The following is a 24,148-nucleotide window of genomic DNA, read 5'->3' as shown; positions in this document are numbered from 1 at the left end:
CGGCGTCTTGTCGACAACGATCCGGCCTCGAACCGGACGGTCGTCCAGTTCCGTTGCTATGATCCCGGAACCCGCGTGATCACCGGGCCGGGGGGCCACAGGGGAGCTGATCACGACGATGGCGGACGTGCCCCCGCAGGCTCCGTCGAGGGAGGGACCGGGGATGAGTGTGCACTTCTCGCCGACGACGTCGGCGCGCAAGCTGGGGAACCACGAGGCGTGGCAACGCCTCGGGCGTGCCGTGACGCGGGTGGACGCGAGGTCGTCCTCCCCCTCGCCCCGCCCCGTCGTCGCACGCGACCTCGACGCCGTCGCACGCGGCCGCGACGCCGATGCCTCCGCTCGAGGCTGGCGCGCCCGCCGACGTCTGGGATGGATCACCTCCGACGGACGTGCGCTCGCCGTCCGTGTCGACCTCCCCGAGGGGCCGACCGTCGGCGCCCTCGTCGTCTGCCCGCCGGTCGGCCGGGAGGCCGTCGTCGCCATCCGCACGACGAGCGCGCTCGCCCTGGCGGCCGCCGGCGCCGGATTCGTCTCGTTCTCGTACTCACCCTCGGGAGAAGGGGACTCGGCCGACCTCCGCCCCGAGGACGACCTCGCCGAGGCGTGGTCGGGCGATCTCGCCGCCGTCGTGGCCGCCGCTCGCGCCCACGTCGGACCACAGGCGCCGGTCCACGTCGTGGGACTGCGAACCGGCGCGTGCCTGCTCGACGACCTCGAGGACACCGGGCCCGGCGCCCGGATCGCCTGGGAGCCGATCTCGGGTCGCACCTACCTGCGGACCCACGGGATCATCCGCCGCGAGTCGGTCGAGGTCCCCGAGGTCGCGGACGGCACCGAGCTCGAGGGCGTGTGGTACACCTCCGCCCAGGCCGCGAGCCTCGCCCGACTCCGTGCGCCACGGCGCGGTCCCGGTGTCCTCCTCGAGGACGACCGACGATCGGCTCTGCGCATCGCGCTCGGCGCACCGTACTTCGCGCACGTCCCGATGGCGTCGATCCGACGCCTCGTCGACGGCCTCGCTCGGGGTGTCCCCACGCCCTCCGTCCCGTGGCGTGGTGCGCACACCGCGGAGATCGTCCTGGAGGACGGCACCCACGTCTCGGAGCGCCGCGAGACCTTCGGCACCCTGCCGGTCGTCGTCACGACGTGCCCCGGCGTCACGCCCCGACTCGGCGCGACGTTCACGTCCATGGGTTCGGAGATCAAGGCCGGTCCAGGACGGCTGTGGGTGGACGCGGCGCGCCGCCTCGCCCCGCACGGCGTGGTCTCGGTGCGCGCCGACAGGTCGCTCATCGGGGACGACACCGGCCCCGCCCAGACCGACGAGCCCCGCCCCTACACCGACGCCTCCGTCACGGACGTGACCGTTCCGGCCGCCTTCCTGATCCGGCAGGGTCTCCCGGTCGTCGGGGTCGGGGTGTGCGCTGGTGGCTGGTCACTCCTGCGGGCCGCGGTCCTCGGGGTGTTCGACGAGGTGATCGCCGTCAACCCGGTCCATTGGAACCCCCGCGAGGAGGTCTACGACGAGGCCTTCTACCGCCACTACCACGGCGGTGACGCCCCGACGGGGGCCGAGGCGCCGGCGGCCGAGGCGCCGTCGTCGGCCGGCTGGCCGTCGTCGTCCGCCGGGCCACGCTCGAGACGGCGTCCCTCACCGCGGGTCCTCGCCGAGGCCGTGCTCGACGCCGCCGAGAGCCACCGGCCCGGCACCAGACAGCATGTCCGGGACGCGGCGCAGCGGCTCAGCAAGGAGCTCGCGATCCGCCACCCCCGCGTGCGGTCGGCCCTGCGTCCGGACGTGCCCCTGGATCTCGTGTCGATGCTGCTCCGCCCCCTGCGAGCGCCGCTCCGGGTCACGCTGTTGTTCGGCCCCGAGGAGTACCGCATCTTCTGCGGCAAGGGCGGGCGCCACGCGGCGGCCGCCGCCCGGCGGCGCGGCGTCGACGTCAGCGTGTCCCACGACCCCGACTGCGACCACAGCCTGTTCTCACGGGCCGGACGGGACCTCACCCTCGCCCTGCTCATGGACCGTCTCGGCACGGCCGAGACCGACGTGGCCGCTCACCCGGCCCCCGCGTCATCGCCGGGATCACTCGCGTCGCCCGGACCGCAGTCCACCCGTTCCGCGCGACCGGCCTCCGGGTGGAGGCGCCGTGTCCGTCACTGATCGTTCGACGGCCCTCACGGCCTACCGGGCGGCCGTGGCGGAGGGCTGGTCGACGCTGGTCCGGCCGCCGACGGTCTACGACGGTCTCGACGTCGTCGTCGCCCATCTGGCGCGGCGCTCGGGGCCGCCGCTCCTCGTCACCGACCTCACCGGCCCACCTCGACCGGTCGCCTCCCTCGCGCCCCGCGAGGGTGAGACGCGCTGCGACGAGCCGCTGCTCGGTTTCCACACCTCGGGGTCGACGGGACGCCCGACGTGCGTCGTCTACCGGCGCAGCGTCGTCGACGCGCACGCCCGAGCGATCGCCGAGCGCCTCCGCCTCGACGAGGACGACGCGACGTGGGTCGCGCTTCCGCCCCCGGGATTCGCCTACGGCCTGTCGATCGTCCACAGCCACGCGATCACCGAGGTGCCGGTGACGTTCCTCGACGCCGAGTGGGGGCTGCCCGACCTCCCGCGTGACGTCGAGCGCCTCGCCGTGTACCTCCTGCCCCAGCACGTGCCCGTGCTGCTCTCGGCGAACCTGCCGCGGCGGGCCCTCGGGCGCGTCCTCGTCGCCGGAGGGCGCTTGTCGGGTGCGGCGGCCCGGGCGATCGCCGAGCGCTTCCCCCACGTGGAACTCACGAACATGTACGGCCAGGCCGAGCTCGGCCCGCGGCTCACCACGTGGACGGGGCCGATCGGCGAGTTCGTCGAGGGCACGGTCGGGACTCCGTTGCCGGGCGTCGACCTGCAGGTCCGCGACGGCGAGTTCCACGCGCGCACCCCGTACGCGATGGCGGCCTCCGTCCCGGCCCCGTACGGAGTCCTGCGCGAGGGTCCCGGGACGGGGTTCGTCGCGACCCGTGACCGTGGCAGCGAGCTGCCGGACGGCACCCTGCGGCACGAGGGCCGAGCGGACCACGTTCTCAACGTCGCCGGCACGAAGATCGACGCCCAGGTCGTCCGTGGCCTCATCGAGGGGGCGTTCGCGCCGATCGTGGTACGTGTGGACGCACGCCCGGCACGCGTCGGCGGCGACGTCGTTCCCGTCATCCAGATCGTCCCGGGCGAGGGGGCCGTCGCCAGGGGGGCGGTGCGTCGGGTGCTGCACGCCGAGATCGGTTCGGTGGCGGCCCTGTGCGACATCAGAATCGTCGATCGACTCGAAGTGGGGGAAAGCGGAAAATGACCGTGACCGGTGAGGTCGAGGCACGTGCGGAGTGGATCGCGGACCAGGTGCACGCCCTCGGCAAGAGGGGCGCGCTCGTGCAGCTGTCGGGGGGCATCGACTCCACCGTCGTCGTGCACCTGTGCGCCCGGGCGCTCGGACCGGAGAACGTCACGGCGCTCTACCTGCCGGACGCCGCGAGCACCGGGGAGGAGACCCGCGGGTTCGTCGACGCCGCGGTGGCGAGCGCCGGGGTGCGGCTCGTCGAGCGCCCGATCGGCGCGGCCATCGAGGCCTCCCAACCGATCTCGGAGATGACGGAGATCATCCGCAGGTACGCCCCCGAGTACGACCCCGACCGCGACGCGTATGCGGTCAACGCGGTGCCGTCGATGGCCAAGCGACTCGGCACGCTCGTCTACCGTCTCTCGATCGGCCCCCGCCACGGTGCGCCGACGAGGACGTTGTCGACGTCGGTCGAGGACCTACGTGCGGTCATCGCCTACCAGAACCGCAAGCAGCGCACCCGGATGACGTTCGCGTACGCGGAGGCCGAGAAGGCCAACCTCGCCGTCGTCGGGGCGAGCAACGGCGACGAGCTCGACACGGGGTTCGTCGTCAAGTACGGCGACGACGCGGCCGACATCTGCGCGATCGGTGACCTCCCCAAGACCGAGGTCTACGCCTTCGCACGAGAGCTCGGCGTCCCCGAGGAGATCATCGCGCGGCCGCCGACGACCGACACCTACGCCCTCGCCCAGACGCAGGAGGACTACTACTACGCCCTCCCCGCCGACCTCCTGCGCCGCCTGACCCTCGCGGCCGACGCCGACGGCATCGACGCGCTCGACGTCACCCCCTTCCTGGCGGAGGTCCCCGGGTGGAGCGAGAACGCCCTCCGGCAGGTCGCGACGGGCCTGCTCGCCACGCTCCGGTACCAGCGCACCCGCAGCCTGCGCCCCGGTCACGAGGGGGAGGCGGGCCGGGACACCGGCCTGTGACCGCTGCGCCTCACGCACCACGACCGACGACACGAGAGAGATGACATGAGCAAGCGCACCTGGGGAGAGGTCGAGCAGGAGCTTCTCGACAACGTGTTCTACGCCCACGACGCCGAGACGGTGCGGGGCGCGGACGATCTCGCGAGAGCCGGGGTGCTGGACTCGTTGTCGATCGTCGCGATCCTCGAGACCCTCATCGACGCGAGCGGCGACGAGGAGGCGTTCGACGCGGCGGAGGCCACCGACTTCCGCAACCTCGGCACGATCCACGCGCTGTACGAGCGGGCCTGACGTGTGCGGGGTGGCGGCACTCGTCGGCACTCCGCACGAGGGGGTCGATGCCGACGCGGCACTGCGGGCCATCGCCGACCGCGGACCCGACGGTGCGGCGCGGTGGTCCGACGACTCGCTGCTCCTGCTCGCCTCACGGCTCGCGCACTGGGACGAGGGGTCGCCGTGGCAACCGTTCGTCGACGGCGAGGGCGGCGCGGCGGCCTTCAACGGGGAACTGTTCAACCTCACCGAGCTGCAGGGCGTGCTTCGACGACCCGGTGCCTCCGAGGTCGAGGTCCTCCTCGCCGGCGTCCGCGAGCGCGGGCCGGAGTTCCTCCGGCACGTCGACGGGCAGTTCGCCCTCATCACCCGGAGCACACCGGACTCCCCCACGCTGCTCGCCCGCGACCGGTTCGGCATCGCGCCGCTGTACTGGGCGGAGACGCCGGGCGGAGTCGCGGCGGGCTCCGACCTCCGGGCCGTCCTCGCGCTGCGGGGGACCGACGCCACGATCGACGCCGACGGCCTCACCGCGATCCTCACCGACTGGGCTCCGACCGGTGACCTCTCCCCCTACGCCGGCGTCCACCAGGTACGGCCGGGACACGTCGTCACGGTCGACGTGGCGTCCGGCGTGTCCGCCGTCCCGGCTCGCTGGTGCGAGCCGATCGGCGCCCGGGTCCAGGTGGCCGCGGGGGGCTCCGTCCCCCTTCCTCGGGACGTGAACGGGGAGGCCGACCAGGAGGCCGTCGCCCGCGTCGCCCACGGCCGTGTCGCCACCGACGCCACGCCTCGGGCCGCGATGGAGGACGCCGCGGTCGACGGACCCTCCCTCGTCGACGTTGCCGCCATGGACGCTCTGGAGGACGCGGTGCGGCGATCGGTCCGCGTCCGGCTGAGGTCGACGGGCACAGTGGCCCCGCTGCTGTCGGGAGGGATCGACTCGACGATCCTCGGCGGCTTCGCCCGCGAGGAGGGCGCCGACCTCGCCCTCGCCCTGTGCCTGGAGGGGGACGACCTCGTCGGGGAGCGGCAGCGTGAGGTCGCGGCCGCCCTGGACATGTCCGTCGTGCAGCACGAACTCACCCCCGCCGAGGTCGTCGACGGGCTCGTCCAGTACGTGTCCACGCGCCGGATGCCACTCGTGCGGCTCGGCCCGGTGGGGATGACGGTGCTCGCGCGACGCGCGCGGCGCGAGGGCATCCGCGGGGTGCTCTCGGGCGAGGGGGCGGACGAGTTGTTCGCGGGGTACGACTCCTATCGTCTGCTCGCGGCCCGGGCGGGCGCGTTCGGGGATCCGACACGGCTGCCGTGGGGGCGTTTCGGGGCGCCCGAGTTCGGCGCCGAGCGTGGGGCGGTGTGGGCGAGGTCCTACTGGCGTGGCCTCGTCGCGTTCTCCGGCGGCGCGGGCGCCCGACGCCTCGACATCCTGCGGCCCGTCGCGGAGATCCTCCGGTCACCCTGGCGCGAGGCGATCCTCGACCCGGCCCCGCCGCCGACGACGGACGACGACGCGCTCGATCCCTCGGAGATCCGGCGCCGCCTCGACGTCGAGCACCTCCTCGGGGCGTACCTGCTCACCGTGCAGGGCGATCACGCGTGGATGGAGGAGGGGGTGGAACTGCGCCCTCCCTACCTCGCCTCGCCGGTGGCGGACTGGGCGTTGTCGCGTCCGGTGTCGCAGTTCGTGCGGATCTCCGAGGGCAAGGTGCCGGTGCGCGCGCTGCTCCCCCGGTTGGCGGAGTGTCGACCCGCGCTCGCCGGGCTCGGGTTCGCCAAGGCGGCGTTCCGCGTCGACGTGGGATTCGTCATGCGCGACCCGGGCCAGTTCGAGCGACTCGCGTCCCTCGCGCTCCGGGCTCCCGACGAGGTCATCGACGTCGCCGCGCTCGCCCGGCGGCTCGAGGCCGTACGCGGCGCGGGGACGTGTGGCGAGGCGGAGTCCGAACTCCTCACCCTCGCCGCCTCACTCGGCGTGCTGGCGGACGGCTGAGGGCAGGGCCGCAGCGTTCGACGCGCGCGTGCGAGGTGGTCGATTCGGTGACGCGGGGTCGCCTCAACGACCGTCGTGGACGAGTCCGCGGAGGTAGTCGCCGTAGCCGGACCGCGTGAGGGCGTCGGCGCGGGCGAGCAGTCCGTCGTCGTCGAGGAATCCCATCCGCCAGGAGGCCTCCTCGGGACACCCGACCTGCAGCCCCTGACGGGCCTGCAGGGTGCGCACGAAGTTGCCCGCGTCGTTGAGCGCGTCGAACGTGCCGGTGTCGAGCCAGGCCGTGCCACGCGGCAGGACCTCGACCCGGAGCGCGCCTCGCGCCAGGTAGGCACGGTTGACATCGGTGATCTCGTACTCACCGCGACCGGAGGGGATGAGGCCCCGAGCGATCTCGACGACGTCGTTGTCGTAGAAGTACAGGCCGGGGACCGCGTAGTGCGACCTCGGGTCGGCGGGCTTCTCCTCGATGCCGACGACAGTGCCGTCGGCGGCGAACTCGACGACCCCGTAGGCACCCGGATCGGCGACCCAGGAGGCGAAGATCACCCCACCCGTCAGTCCACGCAGGCGCGCGAGCTGGGTGCCGAGACCCGGGCCGTAGAAGACGTTGTCACCGAGGACGAGGCAGACCTCCTCGCCGCCGATGAAGTCCGCACCGATCGTGAACGCCTGCGCGAGGCCGTCGGGGGACGGTTGGCGCTCGTAGGCCAGGGAGATGCCGAAGCGCGACCCGTCGCCCAGCAGCCGCTCGAACCCGCATGCCTCGTGCGGGGTCGTGATGACCAGCACCTCGCGGATGCCCGCGAGGATGAGGGTGGTGAGCGGGTAGTAGATCATCGGCTTGTCGTAGAGAGGGACGAGCTGCTTGCTGATCCCGTGGGTGATGGGGTGCAGTCGTGAGCCGGTCCCCCCGGCGAGGATGATGCCGCGCATGACGTGATCCTCACGGATCTTCGGGCGACCCGCTCGGGGATGTCCTCGCGCCGGGGCGTCCCTAGGGTGGCCGACATGACGAGACTCCTCGTGACCGGCGGCGCCGGTTTCATCGGTTCCAACTTCGTCCGTCACGTCCTCGACCACACCGACGACGGGGTCGAGGAGCACGACGTGCGAGCCGCCGGGGACGACGTCGAGCGGGGTCTCCATGCCCTCGACGGCGATGCCCTCGCCGACCTCGCCGAGCAGATCGGCGACACCGGGCAACTTCTCGGCGAGCTCGGCCGCGCGGGGCCGCTCCCTGCAGTCCGCCACCAACGTGCTGCTCATCGGCTACCCGGAGTCGGAGAGACGCATCTGAGGGTCGGGCTCGGCCGCGCTGCCGCCGAAGCCGGCTACCGCACCTACGTCACCACCGCCGCCGCCCTCGCCGGCCGCTGCCACCACGCCGCGATCGAGGGCGAATGGGCCACCACCATGCCTTCTCCGCCGGACCCACCCTGCTGGTCATCAACGAACTCGACTACCTCCCCCTGCCTGGCGAAGCAGCCTCGGCACTGTTCCCGGTCGTCTCTCAGCGCTACCTCAACAGCAGCATTGTCCCGACCACCGACCACCGACCGTGGCGTCACCTCCGGACGCGAGGTCCTCGACGACACCGCCGTCGTCGCCGCCATGCCCGAGCGCCTCCTCCACCGCTCCGACGTCCTCAACCTCGACGGCGACTCTTACCGACTCCATGACCACCCACGCCAAGAACGACACACTCCGCCACGACGCGACCAGCACCCCACGCCCGCCACAGTGACACCGCCAGGGTGAGGGCTCTCGACGAGCCCACCCGGGGACTTCCGGCCAGCCCCATCACTTCCAGAAGGGACGAAAGGGGCCGGTCGCTCCAGGTTGCACGCGGCGTGTTCGCGCCCCGGGGGGGCGGCAGAGTCATCAGGGCAAGGCTGGATGGATCGGCCCGGGAGGAGCCCCGGCGGTGTGGCTGATGGGTTGTCGGCGTGTACGGCCTGGTGGCCTTGGCAGTGGAGTACAGCAGCGGGGCGTACGACCGACCTGAGTGAGCGCGCTCCGCCACCGTCAGCTCCACCCACGCTGCTGACCCACGCGTAAATCCCCCAAAGAGTCGACGAGTCGACCTACGCGCGGCGCCGAACGCTGGTCGACTCGTGCCCCACACCGGTGCGACGAGTCGCTACTATGGGGCCGCACTACCTACGCCCTGATCGCAGTGGGCGTCCGTGCGGTGTCAGTTGACGAGCAGCGGAGGAACCGTGAGCATCGAAGCGGACGGAAGGGTGGTGCCCGAAGGGCGCATCCTCGATAAGGCCGGACGATCCGATGGGCGGTCGCCGCGCTTGCATGATCGCCGCGTCGATATCCTCGGCGTACACGTATCCGTGACTGATCCGGATGACGCCCTATGGAGAATCTGCGACTGGATAGACCACCAAGAGCGCCAATATGTCTGTGTCAGCGATGTCAACGCTTTGCTGCACGCCAGTCAGGATGCAGACCTCCGGGATTTTTATAATCGGTCAGGCCTCACCGTGCCGGACGGTATGCCCTTGGTGTGGGCCGGCAGGAAGGCGGGGTTCGTAGACATAGAACGTGTCAGCGGGCCTGATCTTCTGCCGAAGGTTCTGTTGGCTTCGTCCCGCCTAGGCTGGCGGAACTACTTCCTCGGCGGCGCGGAAGGAGTTGCTCAGCGTCTCGCTCAGCAGATGAGCCTACGTTTTCCGGGGTTGCCGGTCGCAGGCGCCGAGTCCCCTCCGTTTCGCGAGCTCTCTGAGGTCGAGAAGAGCCAACTCGTTTCGCGCATTGACTCAGTGAAGCCCGACATCGTTTGGGTGGGCCTGGGGGCGCCAAAGCAGGAGCGCTGGATGGCCGAGTTCCGTCCGCGTCTCCAAGCACCCGTGTTGATCGGCGTCGGTGCGGCTTTCAACTTCCACGTTGGCGACGTCAAGCGTGCCCCTAAGGTGCTTCAGCAGGCTGGGCTCGAGTGGGCATATCGTTTGAGTCAGGAGCCTCGCAGACTCGGGAGGCGCTACGCCGTAGCGATCCCGACCTTCCTGATGCAGGTGGCACGTAATCCACCGACCCAGGTCAGCGAGGAGTCAGCGCCCCGATCCGGTGACGCCGGGTCCGGGGCTTCCGTCAGTTGAGTGTGCGCTCACAAGTCGAGGCGCGTTTCGCGTCTTGAGCGCGTGTTGGGCTCGAGCATGTGTGGGCCAGGTGATGGCGGGAGGTGGCACGCCTGTTGAGACAGGTATGGCGAGGCTGTCTCATGCGGCCCTTCCGACTTGAGCATGTGTCATGGGGTGAGGCCGCCGGCGATGAGCAGGCGGCGTAGGCGGTAATTGTCGCGATTGCGGAAGCCTCGGTCGATGCGGCGGTGGAGTTGGATGAGGCCGTTGACGGCTTCGGTGCCCCCGTCGGAGGCACCGTCGGTGGTGAAGTACGCGAGCAGTCGCTCTGTCCATTGTCCCAACGTGCGTCCCAGTGGCTTGCCATCGGGGATCGGGGAGGTCGGAGGATCGTCAGCAGGCGCTGGGTCACTGCTCGGCCCTTGGTTGAGTTGGGTGCGGGAGCAGGGCTCGGACGTCGTGGGCGATCTGCCAGGAGATCTGGACCTCGACATGCTGTTCGTGGGCGCCGAAGGCGCTGTTCAGTCGCGGATGGATTCGCCGTGGGCGGCGAGCCAGTCGCCGTACACGGCCCCCGACCGGACCGGAACCAGGTCCAGCAGCCGTGCCCGGACCCGACGTCCTGTTCACGGGTCGGGTCGACCATGCCGGTGAGCATCTTCGGACCCCGGACGCGTAGGTCGAGGCGATACCACACGTGCTCGTCGAACGCCCAACATCCGCGCCGGGCTCACGTCACCACAGATCGTCGCCACTCGCGCCCGCAGGCTGCAAGGAGCCTGCCTGCGAATGGCCGACCGCAGGCGACCTTGAATCCTCATGACATCAGCTCATGCCCGCTGCCGCCCACATGGCTCTGGTCATCCATCCGCCGGGAACCTCGAAGGGGTATTCGTTGTTCGAAGCCCACAGGTAGGTATTGTCTCGGAAAGTGACAGTACTCTCAGAAAGGCTGGGCCACGCACCCACCACAGCGATCATCGAGTGTTCGAGCGTGCGGAGCTGGAAGGTGTTTCTTTGCAGCAGGATGTCTCGCGCCACGAACGGGCCGTTCTTGCCTTGCCCGCGGTCGCGGTTCTGAATCGAGACAGTGTGCTTGTTGCCTGCGAGGTGATTTCCCGTCACCTCCACCCTTTCGGAGGTGCTCAGCACTAATCCTGCAGTGACCCAGGGGCTGCCGTTATTCAACCCTCGACCGATGCCGTGCCCGTTGTTGGTGATGCGATTCCCACGAATCGTGGCGCCACGCGATATCTCAAAGCGAATTCCGTCGCTTGCATTTCCATCGATGAGGTTGTTGGCGATAGTGACGCCATTCGCCTCGTAGTCGCCCCATACGCCGATACCGTTATTGCTGGATACGGTGTTTCGGGAGATCGAGCCGGAGCTCTCGAAAAGTTTGATCCCGCCCGATTCCCAGTCGTGCCGCCAGAAGCCATCGGTGTTATTTCCAGTGACCTGGTTTCCCTTGACCTGCAGTTCGGAGGCGAGCCATGCGCCGATGCCGAGCTGTCCGTTCCGCTCGACTACATTCCTTTCCAGAAGCACCCCGGCGCCTCGATTGACGCCGATGCCCTTGGCATGGTTATGTTGCACCCTCAGGCCCCGAACGACCCATGCGTTGCCCTCGGCCATGACGGCGGCACGCTGGGGAGTTGTGGCGAACCGTTCGACGGTGAATCCTTCGAGGGTGACGCGGGGGGCGTTGGACTGAATGGCCGCCTCGGCACGAGCGATCTCATACACGTTCCGGCTAGAGTAGCCGGAGACCCAGATGCGGTTTCTCGCGTAGTCGGCATAGTACGCACCGCGCTTCACGTCCGAGAGTTGCCGCACTGGCTGGAGCTTCCTCTCACCGACGAAGAGGCGTTCACGCTTGTTGCACAGATTGGCGGTTTCGTCCTCACAGGGCGCATAGTCGGTGTAGTCGCCCGGGAGGAAGCCGTCCGCATACCAGAGCCCATCTGCTGCGGGGCGCCACCGGTCCACGGGGATGGCACCCGACAAGCGTGCTTGGCGTGAACCGCGGATCGTTGTGTTCTCCTTCGGCCGTAGCGGCGAGGGCACGCGGTAAATGCCGTCCTCGAGGCAGAGCGTGCTACCGTTCGGGAGGGCCTCGAGGGTGGCAGCGAGGTCGTCGCCGGGCCGCGCGGTCGTCGTGCAAGGGGCCATTTCGGAAGCGGCGGCAGGGTTCGAGGCGGGATAGGTCGAGTTCAGGGCGATCGAGCTGGTCACGACCAATGCCCCCACACAGAATGGGCGGGCGAGCGTCACGATGCGCATATCGGGGGTCCATTTCGTAGTTGGTGCGGGTCCGGCGCTGCCATGCGAGGGCATGGTCTGCCAGTCCAAGCACCAATCGGCGATGCTCGGTCTTTCCCGAGCATTCGAGGTTGAGGCATCGGTAGCGTCTACTCCTGCAAGCCGTTCCGTCGAAGGCTGCCTCGCCAGTCCTCGAACTCCAATCACCCCGAGTGAGTTCGTCGTGGCGGCGAGGCGCTGGGCTGGTCGCAGGCGCGCGGCCCACTTCATTCCATGAGTGCTAAACGAGGTGGAGTTGATGCGAATTTTGTTGTTGCACAACCGGTACCGGACGAATCAGCCGAGCGGCGAGGACGTAGTTGTGGAGCAGGACCTCGCGGCCCTGCGTCGCCGCGGTCACGACGTGCTGCTTGTGCAGCGGCACAGCGACGACATCGCAGACATGACGCTCGTCGACAAGGCGCTAGTGCCCGCGCGGGTCGTCTGGTCCCGGCGCGACGCAGACGGAATGCGTCGCACTCTGCGATCGTTCCAGCCCGATGTCGTGCATGCACACAACACGTTCCCGCTGCTCAGCGTCGCCCCCCTGGTGCATGCTCATCGGTCAGGGGTTGCGGTGGTAGCCACGCTGCACAACTTCCGCCTCTTTTGCGCAGCAGGAACACTGCTGCGCGATGGCCGCCATTGCGAGGACTGTTTGGGCCGAACGCCGGTCGCGGCCGTGATGCACCGCTGCTACCGAGGCTCACTCGCGGCTACTGCGCCGCTGGCAGCCTCGATTGGTCTCCACGGCGCGCTGGGAACCTGGTCGACGTCCGTAGACCGGTTCATCGCGATGAGTGATTTCTCCCGCGACCTCGCCGTCCGCGGGGGGTTACCCGCTCAGTCCGTAGTGGTCAAGCCGCATTTCGTGGATGATCCTGCCGCCGTCCGACATGGCCCAGGGAGTTACTCTCTGTACATGGGACGCTTGTCCCCGGAGAAGGGCCCCGAGTGGATGTTGCGGAACTGGTCACCCGAGTTGGGTCCGCTCCTTGTGATCGGGGACGGCGTCCTACGCTCTGAGCTGGAAAGTCTCGCTTTTGAGTTGCGCCTTGACGTGCACTTCACTGGGGCATTGCCCCGCAGCGAGGCCCGCCGGTACCTGCGCGACGCTCGGCTCGTCGTGATGCCGTCACAATTCTATGAGACGTTCGGCATGTCCGCGGTCGAGGCAATGGCCGCCGGTGTGCCGGTGGTCGCCCCCCGGATGGGGGTTCTGCCTGAGATTATCGGTGACGACGTAGCGGGAGTGTCGTACGAGTTCGGCTCGGGGGAGTCATTTCGCGATGCGGCGCGTCGCGCCTCTGAACCGAGCGAGTCAATTAGGCTTGGCGCTGCCGGGCGCGAACGCTACCTGGCACTCTTCAGCGAGGATTCCGTGATGGAACTATTGGAAGGTATCTACCGGGAGGCCATCGTCGCATGCCGAGGCAACGCTGCCGATGATGGGCGGGAGGTTGAGGGGAATGCCAGTGCATGAGCCTTCGCTCGTGAGTGTCATCATTCCGGCATACAACGCCGAGAAAACCATTGGTGGGGCTATCGCGGGGGCCCTCACGCAGACATACCCCGCTATAGAGACAATCGTAATTGATGACGGATCCACCGATGGCACGCGTGCCATCTGCGAGGGCTTCGGCGACGCCATCCGGTTCATGTCCTTACCAAACGGAGGAACCGCGTGCGCGCGCAATGCGGCGGTGCGGCTGGCCCGAGGGGAGTACATCGCCCTATGCGACGCAGATGACATCCTGCTGCCGCCGCACGTCGAGACGATGCTCTCTGCCTACCACGCGGCCGGGGGTGGGCGCCGGTTCGTGGGCGGCAACGCGTATCTGATGACGAACAACGGTATCGCGCACGGCCGGAAGCTCATGAGCCGCCAATTTCCCTTGGGGCGGAAACAGCGCAGGGTGATGATGCAGGCCAACTTCTTCCCGATTTTCGCGCTTATTCCCGCCGACATGATGGATGAGCTCAATGGATTCCGCCCTGACTGCTACCTGGAGGACTGGGATCTGTGGCTTCGAGCCGTCTGCGCGGGCTGGGTCGCGGTGCCTCAATGGGAGCCGCATGCCTTGTACCGGCAAGGGCAACAGAGTAAGACCACAGACCTGCACATGGTGTACGAGTCCGAGGCCGAGGTACTACTCGGCCTCGCCGAAAGTGCTGACGTGAAACTCGAGCCGTACGAGCGCGACTACCTCTCGCGTAGACTGAAGAGCGAGTCCCCTCGGGCATTGGTTGAGCGGGGGGAGGAATTCTTGAGGAGCGGGGAGTACGAAGCGGCGTCAAGGCTCTTTGACGAAGCGCTGGAGCTGTGGCCCGACAATCGTAAGCTGGCGATTCGAACCCACACCATGCGGCTGCCAGGCGTGGCCCGGTTCTGGCGCTGGTACATTGGTCGTGTCGACCACGCGCTTGCGCGCGGTGGAGCCGCAGACATGAAACCTGGGGCGAGCTGTTGAAGGCGTGCTGTGGCGCATGACAGGGGAGGGGAACGGCATCGACCGGCAGAGACCGAAGGTGGTCATGGCCGCTTACGTGTGCCGGCCCGGTTACGGGTCGGAGTCGGGAGCGGGATGGACGATGGCCAGCGCTGCGGCACGGCGTAACGAGGTGTGGCTGATCACCCAGCCGTTCGAGCGTGAGTACATCATGCGTGAGCTTGAGGCTGACCCTGAGCTGGCGCGATGGCTTCATCCGGTCTACGTCAGCGTGGACCCCCGGCTCGACTCACGGGTCACCGAGAGGCTGCACTTTTACTGGCATTACCCGCTTTGGCAGCAGAAGGCCAAAGCGAGGGCACGCTACCTGCATCGATTCGTGGTCTTCGACGTCGCGCACCACACGACCTTCGCCAGTGACTGGCAGCCCACGGGGTTGTCGCGCCTAGGTGCCGTCCCCCTCGTGTGGGGCCCCGTCGGCGGTAGTACCCGGATGCCGCTACGCACCGCATTGCGGTGGCTGCCGGCGCGCGCCATCCCGGAGGAACTCCTGCGCCTAGTGGTGACGAAGACGTGCCGGAGAGCGTTCGGTGACCGCGTGGCTCGCGGTGCAGCGGTGGTCGTGGGTCTGAACAAGGACACAGCCGACCGCTTTGGATATATGCCTAACGTGCACGTAGCCAGCAACGCCGTGGTTGACATCGAGGGGTCTGCAGCCGGCAACGCCCCCGAACCCCTGACGCGTGATGACGGGCTTCGACACGCGGTCTTCGCTGGGCGACTCGTGGCCTACAAGGGCATCGAGCTCGGCGTCCGCGCGCTAGCCCAACGTGGTGGCGCGGGTTGGAGCTACACCCTCATTGGTGACGGGCCCCGTGTCGAGCGGCTTCGTGAGCTGGCGATACGGCTCCACGTGGATGACCGCGTCCACTTCATCGGCCGCCTCCCGCATGAGGACGTCTTGGCAGCCCTCACCGTGGCCGATGCCTACCTCGCGCCAGCCTGGCACGAGTCGGCCGGATGGTCCGTCGCAGAGGCAATCTCCCTCGGCTGCCCGACGGTCTGCCTCGACATCGGTGGACCCGCCTGGATTAGTCGGGATCATGGCATCGCCGTGCCACCCCTTGGCAACATCCCGAAGAAGCTGGCCGGTGCGCTCGACCGGTGCCCGCCGCGGCGTGAGCCGCGGGCGATCTTCACGATGGATCGGTGCGCGGACGCGTGCGACCGCTGGTACTCGGAGGCAATGGCACTTCCGGGGGGACGAGGGGGAGCGATGCGGTGACACGGTTCCGCGAACCAATCTCGAAGGTCGTTTTCCGGAGCGTGAACGGAGTGCGACGCCGGGTTTCTCCGCAACCGTCTGTGCTCAACTCCCTGCAGACCGTCGAGCATGTGGTCCGGACGGGCTGCTCACTCGCGCGCTTCGGCGACGGTGAGCTGATGATCATGCGGGGCCAGGCAATCGGTTTCCAGCGTGTTGAACGCGAACTCTCTGAGCGCCTCTCACGAGGGATCAGGGGCCAGAGGTCGGACGTCTTGGTGTGCGTACCCGACGTCTTTGGTAAATTGGAGAGGTTCAACCCTGCGGCTGCGGCCTATTGGCGTAAGGAGCTGGCGCTCAACCGATCGCAGTGGTTGCGCTACCTCGATCCAGGTCGCATCTACGGGGATGCCCTCGTCACTCGCTTCTATATGGATGTTCGAGAGAAGCGGAGTGCCCGCCCGGTTGTGCAGGCACTCCGATCACTGTGGACCGACCGTGACGTGGTGCTCATCGAGGGACAGAAGAGCCGAGTGGGTGTCGAGAATGACCTCCTAGACACCGCCCGAAGCACGCGCCGGATCCTGTGTCCCTCGACGAACGCCTTCGACACCTTCGGCGAAGTATTGAGAGCGGCGGCCGCACTGGATCGTCGCGACCTGCTGCTCCTGGCACTCGGTCCCACAGCCTCGGTGCTCGTCCCCGAGCTGGCGGACATGGGCTTCCAGGCACTGGACGTCGGGCACGTTGACGTCGAGTATGCGTGGTGGAAGATGGGGGCAACCGCGAAGGTCCCGATCCCCGGGAAGTACGTCAACGAGGCTGGCGGTGCGAGTGAGGCCTACGAGGCCATGAGCGCCGGCTACGAACGGCAGGTGATCGTTCGGATTGGCTCCCACACGTAGTGGGGCGTTGCGCTAGTGGGGCATGTCGTCAGTTCCTACACGGTTGGGCGTTCGGGACAATGGGGGGCATGGCGAAATGAAGCGCCTCAGGTTTGATACCGCTCCTCCTGACTCGTGCCACGTTCGGTGATCATGGTGGCGGGGGTCGGTGTTGCTGCTGGTCACGGGGTTGGTGGGGTGAGATGACGTACCCCGCTGCTGGATAGGGTCGCGGTCGTGCTCGTCATCCGTGGTTGCCGCTCCTTGGCCAGCTGCGGCTCGAAGGATGACGGCCGCGTTCGCGGCCGTCATGTCACCGGCATCCAGCTGCGACTCTCGTTGTGCGCCCGGGACAGCCCGAACGACTCACCCGAGGACGCGTCCTCAAGCGGCTCCTGCGGTGCCGGCTCCGCGAACTCCAGTCTCGGTCATGACAATCCTCCAGCCCCCACGGGGGACCAGGCCACTTACACCACTTGAGCGACAGGCCCATGGCGAGAAAACCCCGGTAGACCCCACGGGCTCGATGATGGATGCGGGTAGGGTGGTCCCGCCTAGGCACTGTGTCCACTCGTGAGGTGGCCAGAGGACGGGCGTTCATGCCCCCGAATGCTAGAAGCACCCAAGAGCTATGGAGTGGAGATGGCTGCACCAGCTTTGACCATGGATGACGTCAAGAGAGGGGCCGCAGCCAGTCTGCCGTGGATCATGGGGTGCGCCGTGATCGGCTTGCTCGCCGCTCTCGTCTACAGTCACTTCGCCCCGAAGGCTTGGACATCGTCGGCGCAAGTGATCGTGGGCGGCTACGCTGTCCCGAGCGACCTCGGACTGCAGGACACCGGAACAGTTTTCGGTCCGTTGGGGATCGAACCCCCCATTGAGGTGCAGGCAAGGCTGGCTGCGGGAATGCCGGTCGCGGAGATCGCGGCCTCCGATTCTCGCCTCCAGGCCGAGGATAGCGAGAATTTCAGCGACGGGGTCCTGGTGGAGCCGCTCGGCGAGAACGTCCTGACCTTCCAGGCCAGCGGTGCCGACGCCGATCAGGCCCGACGCCGTACCGACGCACTTGTCGACGCGTATGCGACTTATCGCACTGAGCGCGCCCGGGCTGCGCTCGCCACCCGCTCGCAGGCCCTCGCCAAGCAGGCGGAAGCAGTCAAGGTAGCTATGGCTACGACGGAGCGGCAGCTTGCAGGCGCCACTGGCAAGCGCGCCGAAGCGCTCACGCAGCAGCTGACAGACCTGTCTCGCCAGGCACAAGAGGTGCAGACCGAGGCGATCGGTGTGCAGGCGTTCGCCGATTCCTTCACCGGTGGGATGACCGTGACCCACCCCGCGCACAGCAATAGTGTCGTCGTCTCCCCTGAGCGGAGTCGAATACTGGTATTCGGCCTCATAGCCGGCGGGCTGGTGGGTCTCGCAGTTGGCTTGATGAGAATGGTCTCAGGTCCGCGTACTCGACGCGCACAACAGCGCGGGCACGCCGGCAGCGCCGGGGAACGGGTCTTGCACTCTGGGCCGCAGCGGCCCGCGCCCACGCGCTCCGACTTCTCCCCCACCTCGGGCCCGACGAATGGGCCGGCTGACAGTCGGGCGCGGCGTTGAGATATGCCAAACGCATCCGGAGCGTTTGGCTCTTCAGCAGTGCGTGGTCGAAGCGGCCACCGCCTCGGCCAGACGCCGTCGCATGTACTGACCATGACGCCCATGCCAGGGTTTTCCCGACATGATCTGCTCCCGTGCCTGGTTTGGGTCCTCATGCTCCTGGGAGTCCAACCGTGGCCCGGCCAGGACGGAAGCGGCGTAGCCGGCAAGTTCATCCTCGTTCTCTTGTGCGCAATCGCCGCGCTGTTGCTGCTGCCCGGGAAGGCCAGCCTCATCGTGCCGTCGGCAATCGCAGCGTTGCTCCTCTACGCAGCGTTCTGCGGGCTTGCCTCGCTGTTCACCAGCGGGTCGCCGTTCGTGGCACTGGCTCGCGCCGCGCGCATAGCGATCGGCGTGGGCACCCCTATCCTGTTGATCCCCCATCTAGTGCGATCACCGCTCAAGTTGGCGCAGTGGCACCTCGTCGGGCATGTCGTCATTGGTGCCACCGTTGCGTTGGGTGCCCTAGTGCGACCAGGACGTGCCTATCACGGACTCGACCCCGAGTCGTCGAGCCCGGATGCGGGGCAGCGACTGCAGGGACTCATCCTTCCCCTGACTCCCTCCAGGGTGGGTGAAGTAGGGGCCATAGTGCTTGCTCTCGCGTTGTTGTTGCTGCTGTACCGGCACCTCACATGGCCGCCAGCCATGCTCTGCGTTGCGCTGGGGTCATGGCTGCTCATCGGTAGCAACAGCCGTACCCCGGCATTGGCGGCAACGTTATGCATCGTGCTCGCCTTCACACTCACCGCCCGCCAGCGCGCATCGCGCATCGGCTTGGGCATTGTGGGGTCCGGGATGGTGCTCGCGGGCATGTTCGCCGGTGCGGTGCTCACCTGGCTAGGTCGCGGTCAGAGTTCGGAACAGCTCACGACCCTCACTGGTCGCACGAGCGCCTGGCAGTTCATCCGCCTCGCCGAGCTGTCCTCGATGCAGCGATGGCTCGGTCACGGCCTTGGGGACAAGAGCGTCCTGATGCGACGCTCCGACGGAGCATTCGGTCCGATGGCGATCGACAGTACCTGGTACTCGCTGTACTGGGAGAGCGGATACGTCGGACTCACGATCGTTGCTGGTGCCCTCGCCTTGGCCTGGTGGGCGGTGCTGCGGTGCCCCGCGAGCGGTGCGAAGGCCGTGAGCGTCTTCCTGCTGCTTTATGCGACCCTTGCCACGATCACTGAGACCGGCCTGTCCGACCTATCTTCGCTCACCATGCACCTGCTCGCCGCCGTCACTATCGCCACGGTGCATCGCACCGAGCCACCCGGAGAGAAAGAGGCGGACTAACGAATCCGCCCTTTCAGCCCCGGACTCTCCCATGAATGGAGCTAGATCGTGACCCACCTATTCGTCTACGAGGACTTCATGGGGCACGTCACTCACGCGGCCCTCCTGCGCAAGGCCCTCGAGAAGCAGAACCGCATCGACTACGAGTTCCTCCCGCTCCCCAGGACAGGTAGGCCGTTGCGCCCCTACGAGATTCTGCGCCCGAGGATTCCTGGTCTGCAGCGCCACGGCCTGGATCAATGGGCGTTGCGGCAGATGCTCTATAGAGGTATGCAGCGCGACGATCTCCTGCACAGGATGCATCCGGGGCGAGAATGGGACGGCGTCTATATTCACACTCACAATGCTGGGTACGGCTTGGCATCACTTACCAGCGGGCGTCGCATCGCGTCGGTCGATGCCACGTGGTCACTGTCGTTCGGGGACGTGCGCTTCAGGCGCAATCCCCTGTTCGAACCCGCCCTCCGGGTTGAGAGGAGCATTTTCCGCGACTCGGACTTGATCATCTCGTTCTGCGACTGGGCCGCGGAATCAGTCATCAACGATTACGGAATCGATGCGGCCAAGGTTGTCGTAATCCGCAACTGCACTGACATGCCGAGCCTGCCGGCGAGAGACGGACATCGTCGTGCGGATATGCCAGTCGCGGGATTCGTGGGCGGGGATTTTCCCGGCAAAGGGGGCCCGATGCTCGTGGAGGAGCATCAGAAGCACTTCAAGGGCAAACTGCGGCTCCTAATCGTCACGGAACCTAGGTACCATATCCCAGGACTTCAAGACATCGAATTCCTGCCCCTTATGCCTCGTGAGGAGCTACTGGCACAGGCTTTTCCGCAGTTCGATCTATTTGTCCATCCGACCCGGTACGACACTACGGCCTTTGTTATCATCGAGGCGATGTCGCAGGCGTTGCCCGTCGTCGCTTCCAGAGTTGGGGCAATCCCGGAGATGGTGATCCCTGGCTGGAACGGGCTACTCTTTGAACCTGATGACCCTATCGGGCTGACGGCTGCGCTCGATACGATCATCAGCGGCCAACATAGCCTGGCTGCATGGGGGATGAACTCACGACGGCACGCCGAAGCCCACTACAATGCGGACCTGAACATTCCCCGCATCCTCGATATGGTTATGGCCTGAACGGGATGTGCGATCAGTCTCGGAACATATCCGGGCCAGTAGATCTCTATCGACAAAATGGGGTTCTTCCAAGCAGGGGACAGGTCGAACGCTGAGGCATGAGTTCAACCCACCCTGGCATGAATCGATGCAGACCGATACGCGAGCCACCAGAGCACCGCTGACAGGAGGGTCACGCCCGCATTCGCCCAAGACGCACCCATGGCTCCACCAACGAAACCGCCTAACCCAGAGAGACCGAACGCCAACGACGTGACAGCGCGAATCACCAAACTCGTGTTCGCCCTCTGCAGAACCCGGAGTCCCATCGTTGCACCGCCCTGCAAGCCACCGATGACATACGCCACGGTCGCTGGAAGCAACAGGGAGGCAGCTGCCACCCAGGCGTCACCCACCAGCCAGGACGTCCACTCTCGCGGTAATGATCCGACCGCTAGCCCCCAGACGCCTGCGGCGGCTGCAAGCACCAGCGAAGCGGCAAGAACCGTCCGGTCGAGGAAGCGCTGGCCCTTGTCGAGCGACCTCACCGCCTCAGGCACCATGGCGGCCGTCAGGCCCACAACGAGGATGTTGATCGGGCCCATCGCCACTCCGATGAGTCGGAACTGCCCGAGGGCTCCAAGCCCTGCGACCGCGCTCAGCAGAATCACCTGCAATTGTGCGCCGCCACTTACCACGATCGACTCTCCTAGGTAGCGGGAAATCAAGTCGCCGTGCTGGCGCAACCACGAGAGCGTGCGCCGCGCGGCCGGGATCACCCGGGCCTGCGCGATCCCGATCAGGGCCGCCAGACCCGCCGCCGAACCCCACACCAGGAGAAATACGTATGCCTCAGACGTCACGCGGGACGCGATAAGCAGGCCCAACGTCGAGGAGACCAGCCAGACGCCATCGTTGAGTACCGCTCTCGCGGGGGCTCCCAGGGCCAAGAAGATGAACCGCCAAGCATCCTGCAACAGGAGCGCGGGCATGACCGCCCCCATCGCCAACACCATAAGACGATACTGATCCGGAACTACGAACGACACGAGCCCACAGGCAAGCAAGATCAGTAGCCCCAGGGTGACGGCGGTGCCAGCGACGGATCCAGCGGCATGCCGCTGTTCTTCCACACCGCGTACGGGGTACCGAACTGTAAGGGGCTCGGTTGAGAGACTGCGGCAGATCGTGACCGCTAGAGTATACGCGGTGAACGCGAGCGCGAAGGCGCCGAACGCCTCTATGGACGTGGATCTTGCCACGAGAATCTGCACGAAGAAGTTGGTTAGGCTGCAGATCGCCTGATCGATGACGCCGAACCCGATGCGGGCCGCCCGGCCGTGCACGACTCCGGAGACCTTCACGGCGAATCCGTCATCACGCGAGCGAAATCTGGCCCCGCCGATCGCGCGTGGGGCGCGGTTCGCAAGTCACTTTCGTGAGAGATCTTCCATTGCTCCCTCGTGAGCGCTTCGTCCAGCCATACCCAGGTGGCGTCCCCCCCGCCCCCCATGTACGTGTTGCCGGAGAACGTCACCGACGCGGAGGCGTCCTCGAGGCCAGGCTCGGCGACGAACCCCGTTGCTTGGCCCGCCGAGATGTCGACCACATTGCCCTCCACTTTCACATCGGAGATCACCCAGCGCCCAAGCTTGCCCTCACCCCGGTGACGGGCCTGCACGGAGATGCCGTTGAGGTTGCCGACGAGGGTGTTGCCCTTCACGAGGATGTCACGGGAGGTGTTGATGGTGAGTCCCCCGCCGTCCCAGATCCCCGTGCCGAGCCCGCGCCCAGCCTGATGACCATTCCCCTGAAGCAGGTTTCCGGCGATAATCGCTGCGCCGCTGATCTCGTACCGGATGCCGTCTGTCCAGTTGTCGATCACGGCGTTGCCGTCGATGTTCGCGTCTACGACGTCGATGTCGCACCAGATGCCGACGCCGCGGTTCGCGGTGATGAGATTCCGCCGAATCGTGGTTCCCGACCACGTGACCTTGATCCCTCCGGACTCCCAATCGGCGATCCAGAACCCGTCCGTGTTATTCTCGCGTATCTCGTTTCCCTGTATGGTGGCGCGAGGAGATTCATACTGCGAGACGCCCAATTGGCCGTTGTTGCTCACCAAACTGTCAACTAGCGAAGCGCCCGCGGCTCGCTCGAACTTCACCCCAACCCCATGGTTGTTTCTTACCTCCAACCGCTTAGCGCGGACGCCGGGCCCCAGGTGAATCGCGCCCATTTGCGCGGGACTTGCGAACCTCTCGACGACCAGGTCAGTCACGGTCACGTCGGGTGCGGTGGCATCCACGGCCATAGGTGCCCTCGACATTTCGACCGGCTGTGCGACGGGGTTGTCCGCAACGACGATGCGGCCGCGGTGTCGATCGATGTACACCGTGCCCGGCTGCACCTCCTTCTCCTGAGTAACGTGTCGCAATTGCTGATCGGCGATAAAGACTTGCTCACGTATGCGACATGTATTCGTAACGTCGTCTTCACACTGAGCATTGTTATCGAGAGGGAGCAAGCTAGCTACGGTGATCGGCGTCTCCCATGTGCCTGGTCGCTGCCCCGGTCGCCAGCCGTCCACCGGTACCGCTCCGGTCAGGACGGCACCCTTGAGGCCCGCAATAGTCTGGCCGCTGCTGGGGCGTAGCGGCTGTGAGAGGAAGTGCTTGCCTGGGACGAAGCACACAGTCCCCTTCGGGTAGCGCGCCAGCACTTGGGAAGGGTCCTGACCGAGAGAGACCTGAGCATCGCAAACGGATTCGTCGACGCCGCCCGCCACGGGTCTTGATGAAGGTACTCCAGCCCCCGTCCAGGGGTGAGTGGTCGAGCTCGTGGACGGCGGTGCCGGCTCACCTCCGCCCGTGCAACTTCCCACGAACACGAGCCCGAGGAGGGCGACGAACACGGCTACGACCGATCGACGGGTGTGGCCAGGGCGGGGGGTCACGCAGCGGCTACCATGCGGGCGCAGCGAAGGCCGTAAGTCACAGATCGTGGCCCCCGAAGTCCGGCTGCCAGATGAGCTTGCAGGCTTGCCATCAGTGGCTCGGGGGCCGCGACGGCGCGGACGGATGCGCCGGATGCGCGGTACCTGCGCGGGTGAGTCACGACATCGGTGCTTCGGTCCGGACAACCGAAGGCGTGCCCGGTGCGGCCGCCGTGGGCTGCTGTCGGCGCCTCCCCCTTGGCCTTCGATGACTCGTCAACCGTGTTCGCGCTCACCATGCCGGGCCTCGCTCTGGTTGCTGGGAGAACTGGCGGCAAACCGCTGCCCATGTGGTGTCCGGTTGATTCGTGCGCCGTTGACCCGTCACGAGTCGACAGACCGTCGGACGAGGCGCGACACACACAATGCTGGTGCGCTCGATGGCTGTGTCCAACATCCGCTTCCCCCGATAGGTCCGTTAGGTCCGTCCGCTCGCCCAGCAGCATACCCGTCAGCCAGTCCGACCTGAACCCTGATCCACCGTCCTGATTCTGTGGCGTTGTGGCGGTGAATTCTGTTGATCGT

General features: G+C 67.1%; 20 protein-coding genes and 1 pseudogene. 16 read left to right on the top strand and 5 right to left on the bottom strand.

The genetic code is table 11. The features are described from left to right. Positions 1-163 precede the first annotated feature (163 nt). The 5 genes from RT054_RS09335 to RT054_RS09315 are packed head-to-tail and all read left to right on the top strand — an operon-like array spanning position 164 to position 6,587. Positions 164-2,170 carry a hypothetical protein gene (locus RT054_RS09335; protein WP_313023263.1) on the top strand — a complete coding sequence of 669 codons (2,007 nt, stop codon included), beginning with the start codon at positions 164-166 and terminating at the stop codon, positions 2,168-2,170. Further along, positions 2,157-3,341: an AMP-binding protein gene (locus tag RT054_RS09330; RefSeq protein WP_313023262.1), complete on the top strand. Its 1,185-nt coding sequence runs from the start codon at positions 2,157-2,159 to the stop codon at positions 3,339-3,341. The genes RT054_RS09335 and RT054_RS09330 overlap by 14 nt, the downstream gene beginning before the upstream one ends. Then, complete coding sequence (gene nadE / locus RT054_RS09325) at positions 3,338-4,321, top strand: NAD(+) synthase (protein WP_312722015.1); 984 nt, start codon at positions 3,338-3,340, stop codon at positions 4,319-4,321. The genes RT054_RS09330 and nadE overlap by 4 nt, the downstream gene beginning before the upstream one ends. Before the next feature lie 45 nt (positions 4,322-4,366). After that, entirely contained in the window at positions 4,367-4,612 is a 246-nt protein-coding gene (locus RT054_RS09320; RefSeq protein WP_312722018.1) for a hypothetical protein, read from the top strand. Positions 4,613-4,622: 10 nt separating this feature from the next. Then, complete coding sequence (locus RT054_RS09315) at positions 4,623-6,587, top strand: asparagine synthase-related protein (protein WP_313023261.1); 1,965 nt, start codon at positions 4,623-4,625, stop codon at positions 6,585-6,587. Between the two features lie 63 nt (positions 6,588-6,650). Here RT054_RS09315 and rfbA read toward each other — a convergent pair whose 3' ends face one another. Continuing rightward, positions 6,651-7,520 (bottom strand): glucose-1-phosphate thymidylyltransferase RfbA, encoded by an 870-nt coding sequence (rfbA, locus tag RT054_RS09310; protein ID WP_313023259.1) that lies wholly within the window; start codon positions 7,518-7,520, stop codon positions 6,651-6,653. A gap of 75 nt (positions 7,521-7,595) precedes the next feature. On the opposite strand from rfbA, the pseudogene RT054_RS09305 reads away from it, so the two are divergent. The 4 genes and pseudogenes from RT054_RS09305 to RT054_RS09290 form a co-directional block, all read left to right on the top strand. Continuing rightward, positions 7,596-7,682 (top strand): annotated as a pseudogene (locus tag RT054_RS09305) (NAD-dependent epimerase/dehydratase family protein); the annotation flags it as partial. A gap of 305 nt (positions 7,683-7,987) precedes the next feature. Continuing rightward, the gene (locus RT054_RS09300; protein ID WP_313023351.1) at positions 7,988-8,266 is read left to right on the top strand and encodes an ATP-binding protein; all 279 of its coding nucleotides are present in this window, start codon (positions 7,988-7,990) and stop codon (positions 8,264-8,266) included. After that, entirely contained in the window at positions 8,199-8,345 is a 147-nt protein-coding gene (locus RT054_RS09295; RefSeq protein WP_313023350.1) for a hypothetical protein, read from the top strand. Before RT054_RS09300 ends, RT054_RS09295 begins: the two co-directional genes overlap by 68 nt. 461 nt (positions 8,346-8,806) lie before the next feature. Continuing rightward, positions 8,807-9,697: a WecB/TagA/CpsF family glycosyltransferase gene (locus tag RT054_RS09290; RefSeq protein ID WP_313023258.1), complete on the top strand. Its 891-nt coding sequence runs from the start codon at positions 8,807-8,809 to the stop codon at positions 9,695-9,697. 149 nt (positions 9,698-9,846) lie between these two features. On the opposite strand, the gene RT054_RS09285 is transcribed toward RT054_RS09290, so the two are convergent. Further along, entirely contained in the window at positions 9,847-10,173 is a 327-nt protein-coding gene (locus RT054_RS09285; protein ID WP_396837253.1) for a transposase, read from the bottom strand. Positions 10,174-10,504: 331 nt separating this feature from the next. Beyond that, positions 10,505-11,962 (bottom strand): right-handed parallel beta-helix repeat-containing protein, encoded by a 1,458-nt coding sequence (locus tag RT054_RS09280; protein ID WP_313023257.1) that lies wholly within the window; start codon positions 11,960-11,962, stop codon positions 10,505-10,507. Positions 11,963-12,239: 277 nt separating this feature from the next. Between RT054_RS09280 and RT054_RS09275 the strand changes: the two genes are divergently transcribed. The 7 genes from RT054_RS09275 to RT054_RS09245 all read left to right on the top strand — a co-directional run bounded on the left by RT054_RS09275 (position 12,240) and on the right by RT054_RS09245 (position 20,649). Continuing rightward, complete coding sequence (locus RT054_RS09275) at positions 12,240-13,463, top strand: glycosyltransferase family 4 protein (protein ID WP_313023255.1); 1,224 nt, start codon at positions 12,240-12,242, stop codon at positions 13,461-13,463. Between the two features lie 10 nt (positions 13,464-13,473). After that, complete coding sequence (locus RT054_RS09270) at positions 13,474-14,451, top strand: glycosyltransferase (protein WP_313023254.1); 978 nt, start codon at positions 13,474-13,476, stop codon at positions 14,449-14,451. Between the two features lie 121 nt (positions 14,452-14,572). Next, on the top strand, positions 14,573-15,715 hold the full coding sequence (locus RT054_RS09265) for a glycosyltransferase (RefSeq protein WP_313023253.1): 1,143 nt from the start codon (positions 14,573-14,575) through the stop codon (positions 15,713-15,715). An 80-nt stretch (positions 15,716-15,795) separates the two neighbouring features. Beyond that, positions 15,796-16,599: a GT-D fold domain-containing glycosyltransferase gene (locus tag RT054_RS09260; RefSeq protein ID WP_313023251.1), complete on the top strand. Its 804-nt coding sequence runs from the start codon at positions 15,796-15,798 to the stop codon at positions 16,597-16,599. Between the two features lie 621 nt (positions 16,600-17,220). After that, positions 17,221-18,183 carry a Wzz/FepE/Etk N-terminal domain-containing protein gene (locus tag RT054_RS09255; RefSeq protein ID WP_313023250.1) on the top strand — a complete coding sequence of 321 codons (963 nt, stop codon included), beginning with the start codon at positions 17,221-17,223 and terminating at the stop codon, positions 18,181-18,183. A gap of 102 nt (positions 18,184-18,285) precedes the next feature. Continuing rightward, positions 18,286-19,509 (top strand): O-antigen ligase family protein, encoded by a 1,224-nt coding sequence (locus tag RT054_RS09250; RefSeq protein ID WP_313023249.1) that lies wholly within the window; start codon positions 18,286-18,288, stop codon positions 19,507-19,509. Positions 19,510-19,557: 48 nt separating this feature from the next. Beyond that, entirely contained in the window at positions 19,558-20,649 is a 1,092-nt protein-coding gene (locus tag RT054_RS09245; RefSeq protein WP_313023247.1) for a glycosyltransferase family 4 protein, read from the top strand. Between the two features lie 104 nt (positions 20,650-20,753). On the opposite strand, the gene RT054_RS09240 is transcribed toward RT054_RS09245, so the two are convergent. Together RT054_RS09240 and RT054_RS09235 are read right to left on the bottom strand one after the other, a co-directional pair. After that, complete coding sequence (locus RT054_RS09240; protein ID WP_313023245.1) at positions 20,754-21,992, bottom strand: hypothetical protein; 1,239 nt, start codon at positions 21,990-21,992, stop codon at positions 20,754-20,756. Beyond that, positions 21,989-23,350, bottom strand: coding sequence for a right-handed parallel beta-helix repeat-containing protein (locus RT054_RS09235; RefSeq protein WP_313023244.1), 1,362 nt, complete (start codon positions 23,348-23,350; stop codon positions 21,989-21,991). Before RT054_RS09235 ends, RT054_RS09240 begins: the two co-directional genes overlap by 4 nt. Positions 23,351-24,148 lie beyond the last annotated feature (798 nt).

Source organism: Mobilicoccus sp., from assembly GCF_032060985.1.
Lineage (GTDB): Bacteria > Actinomycetota > Actinomycetes > Actinomycetales > Dermatophilaceae > Mobilicoccus.
This window is presented reverse-complemented; position numbering and strand designations above follow the sequence as displayed.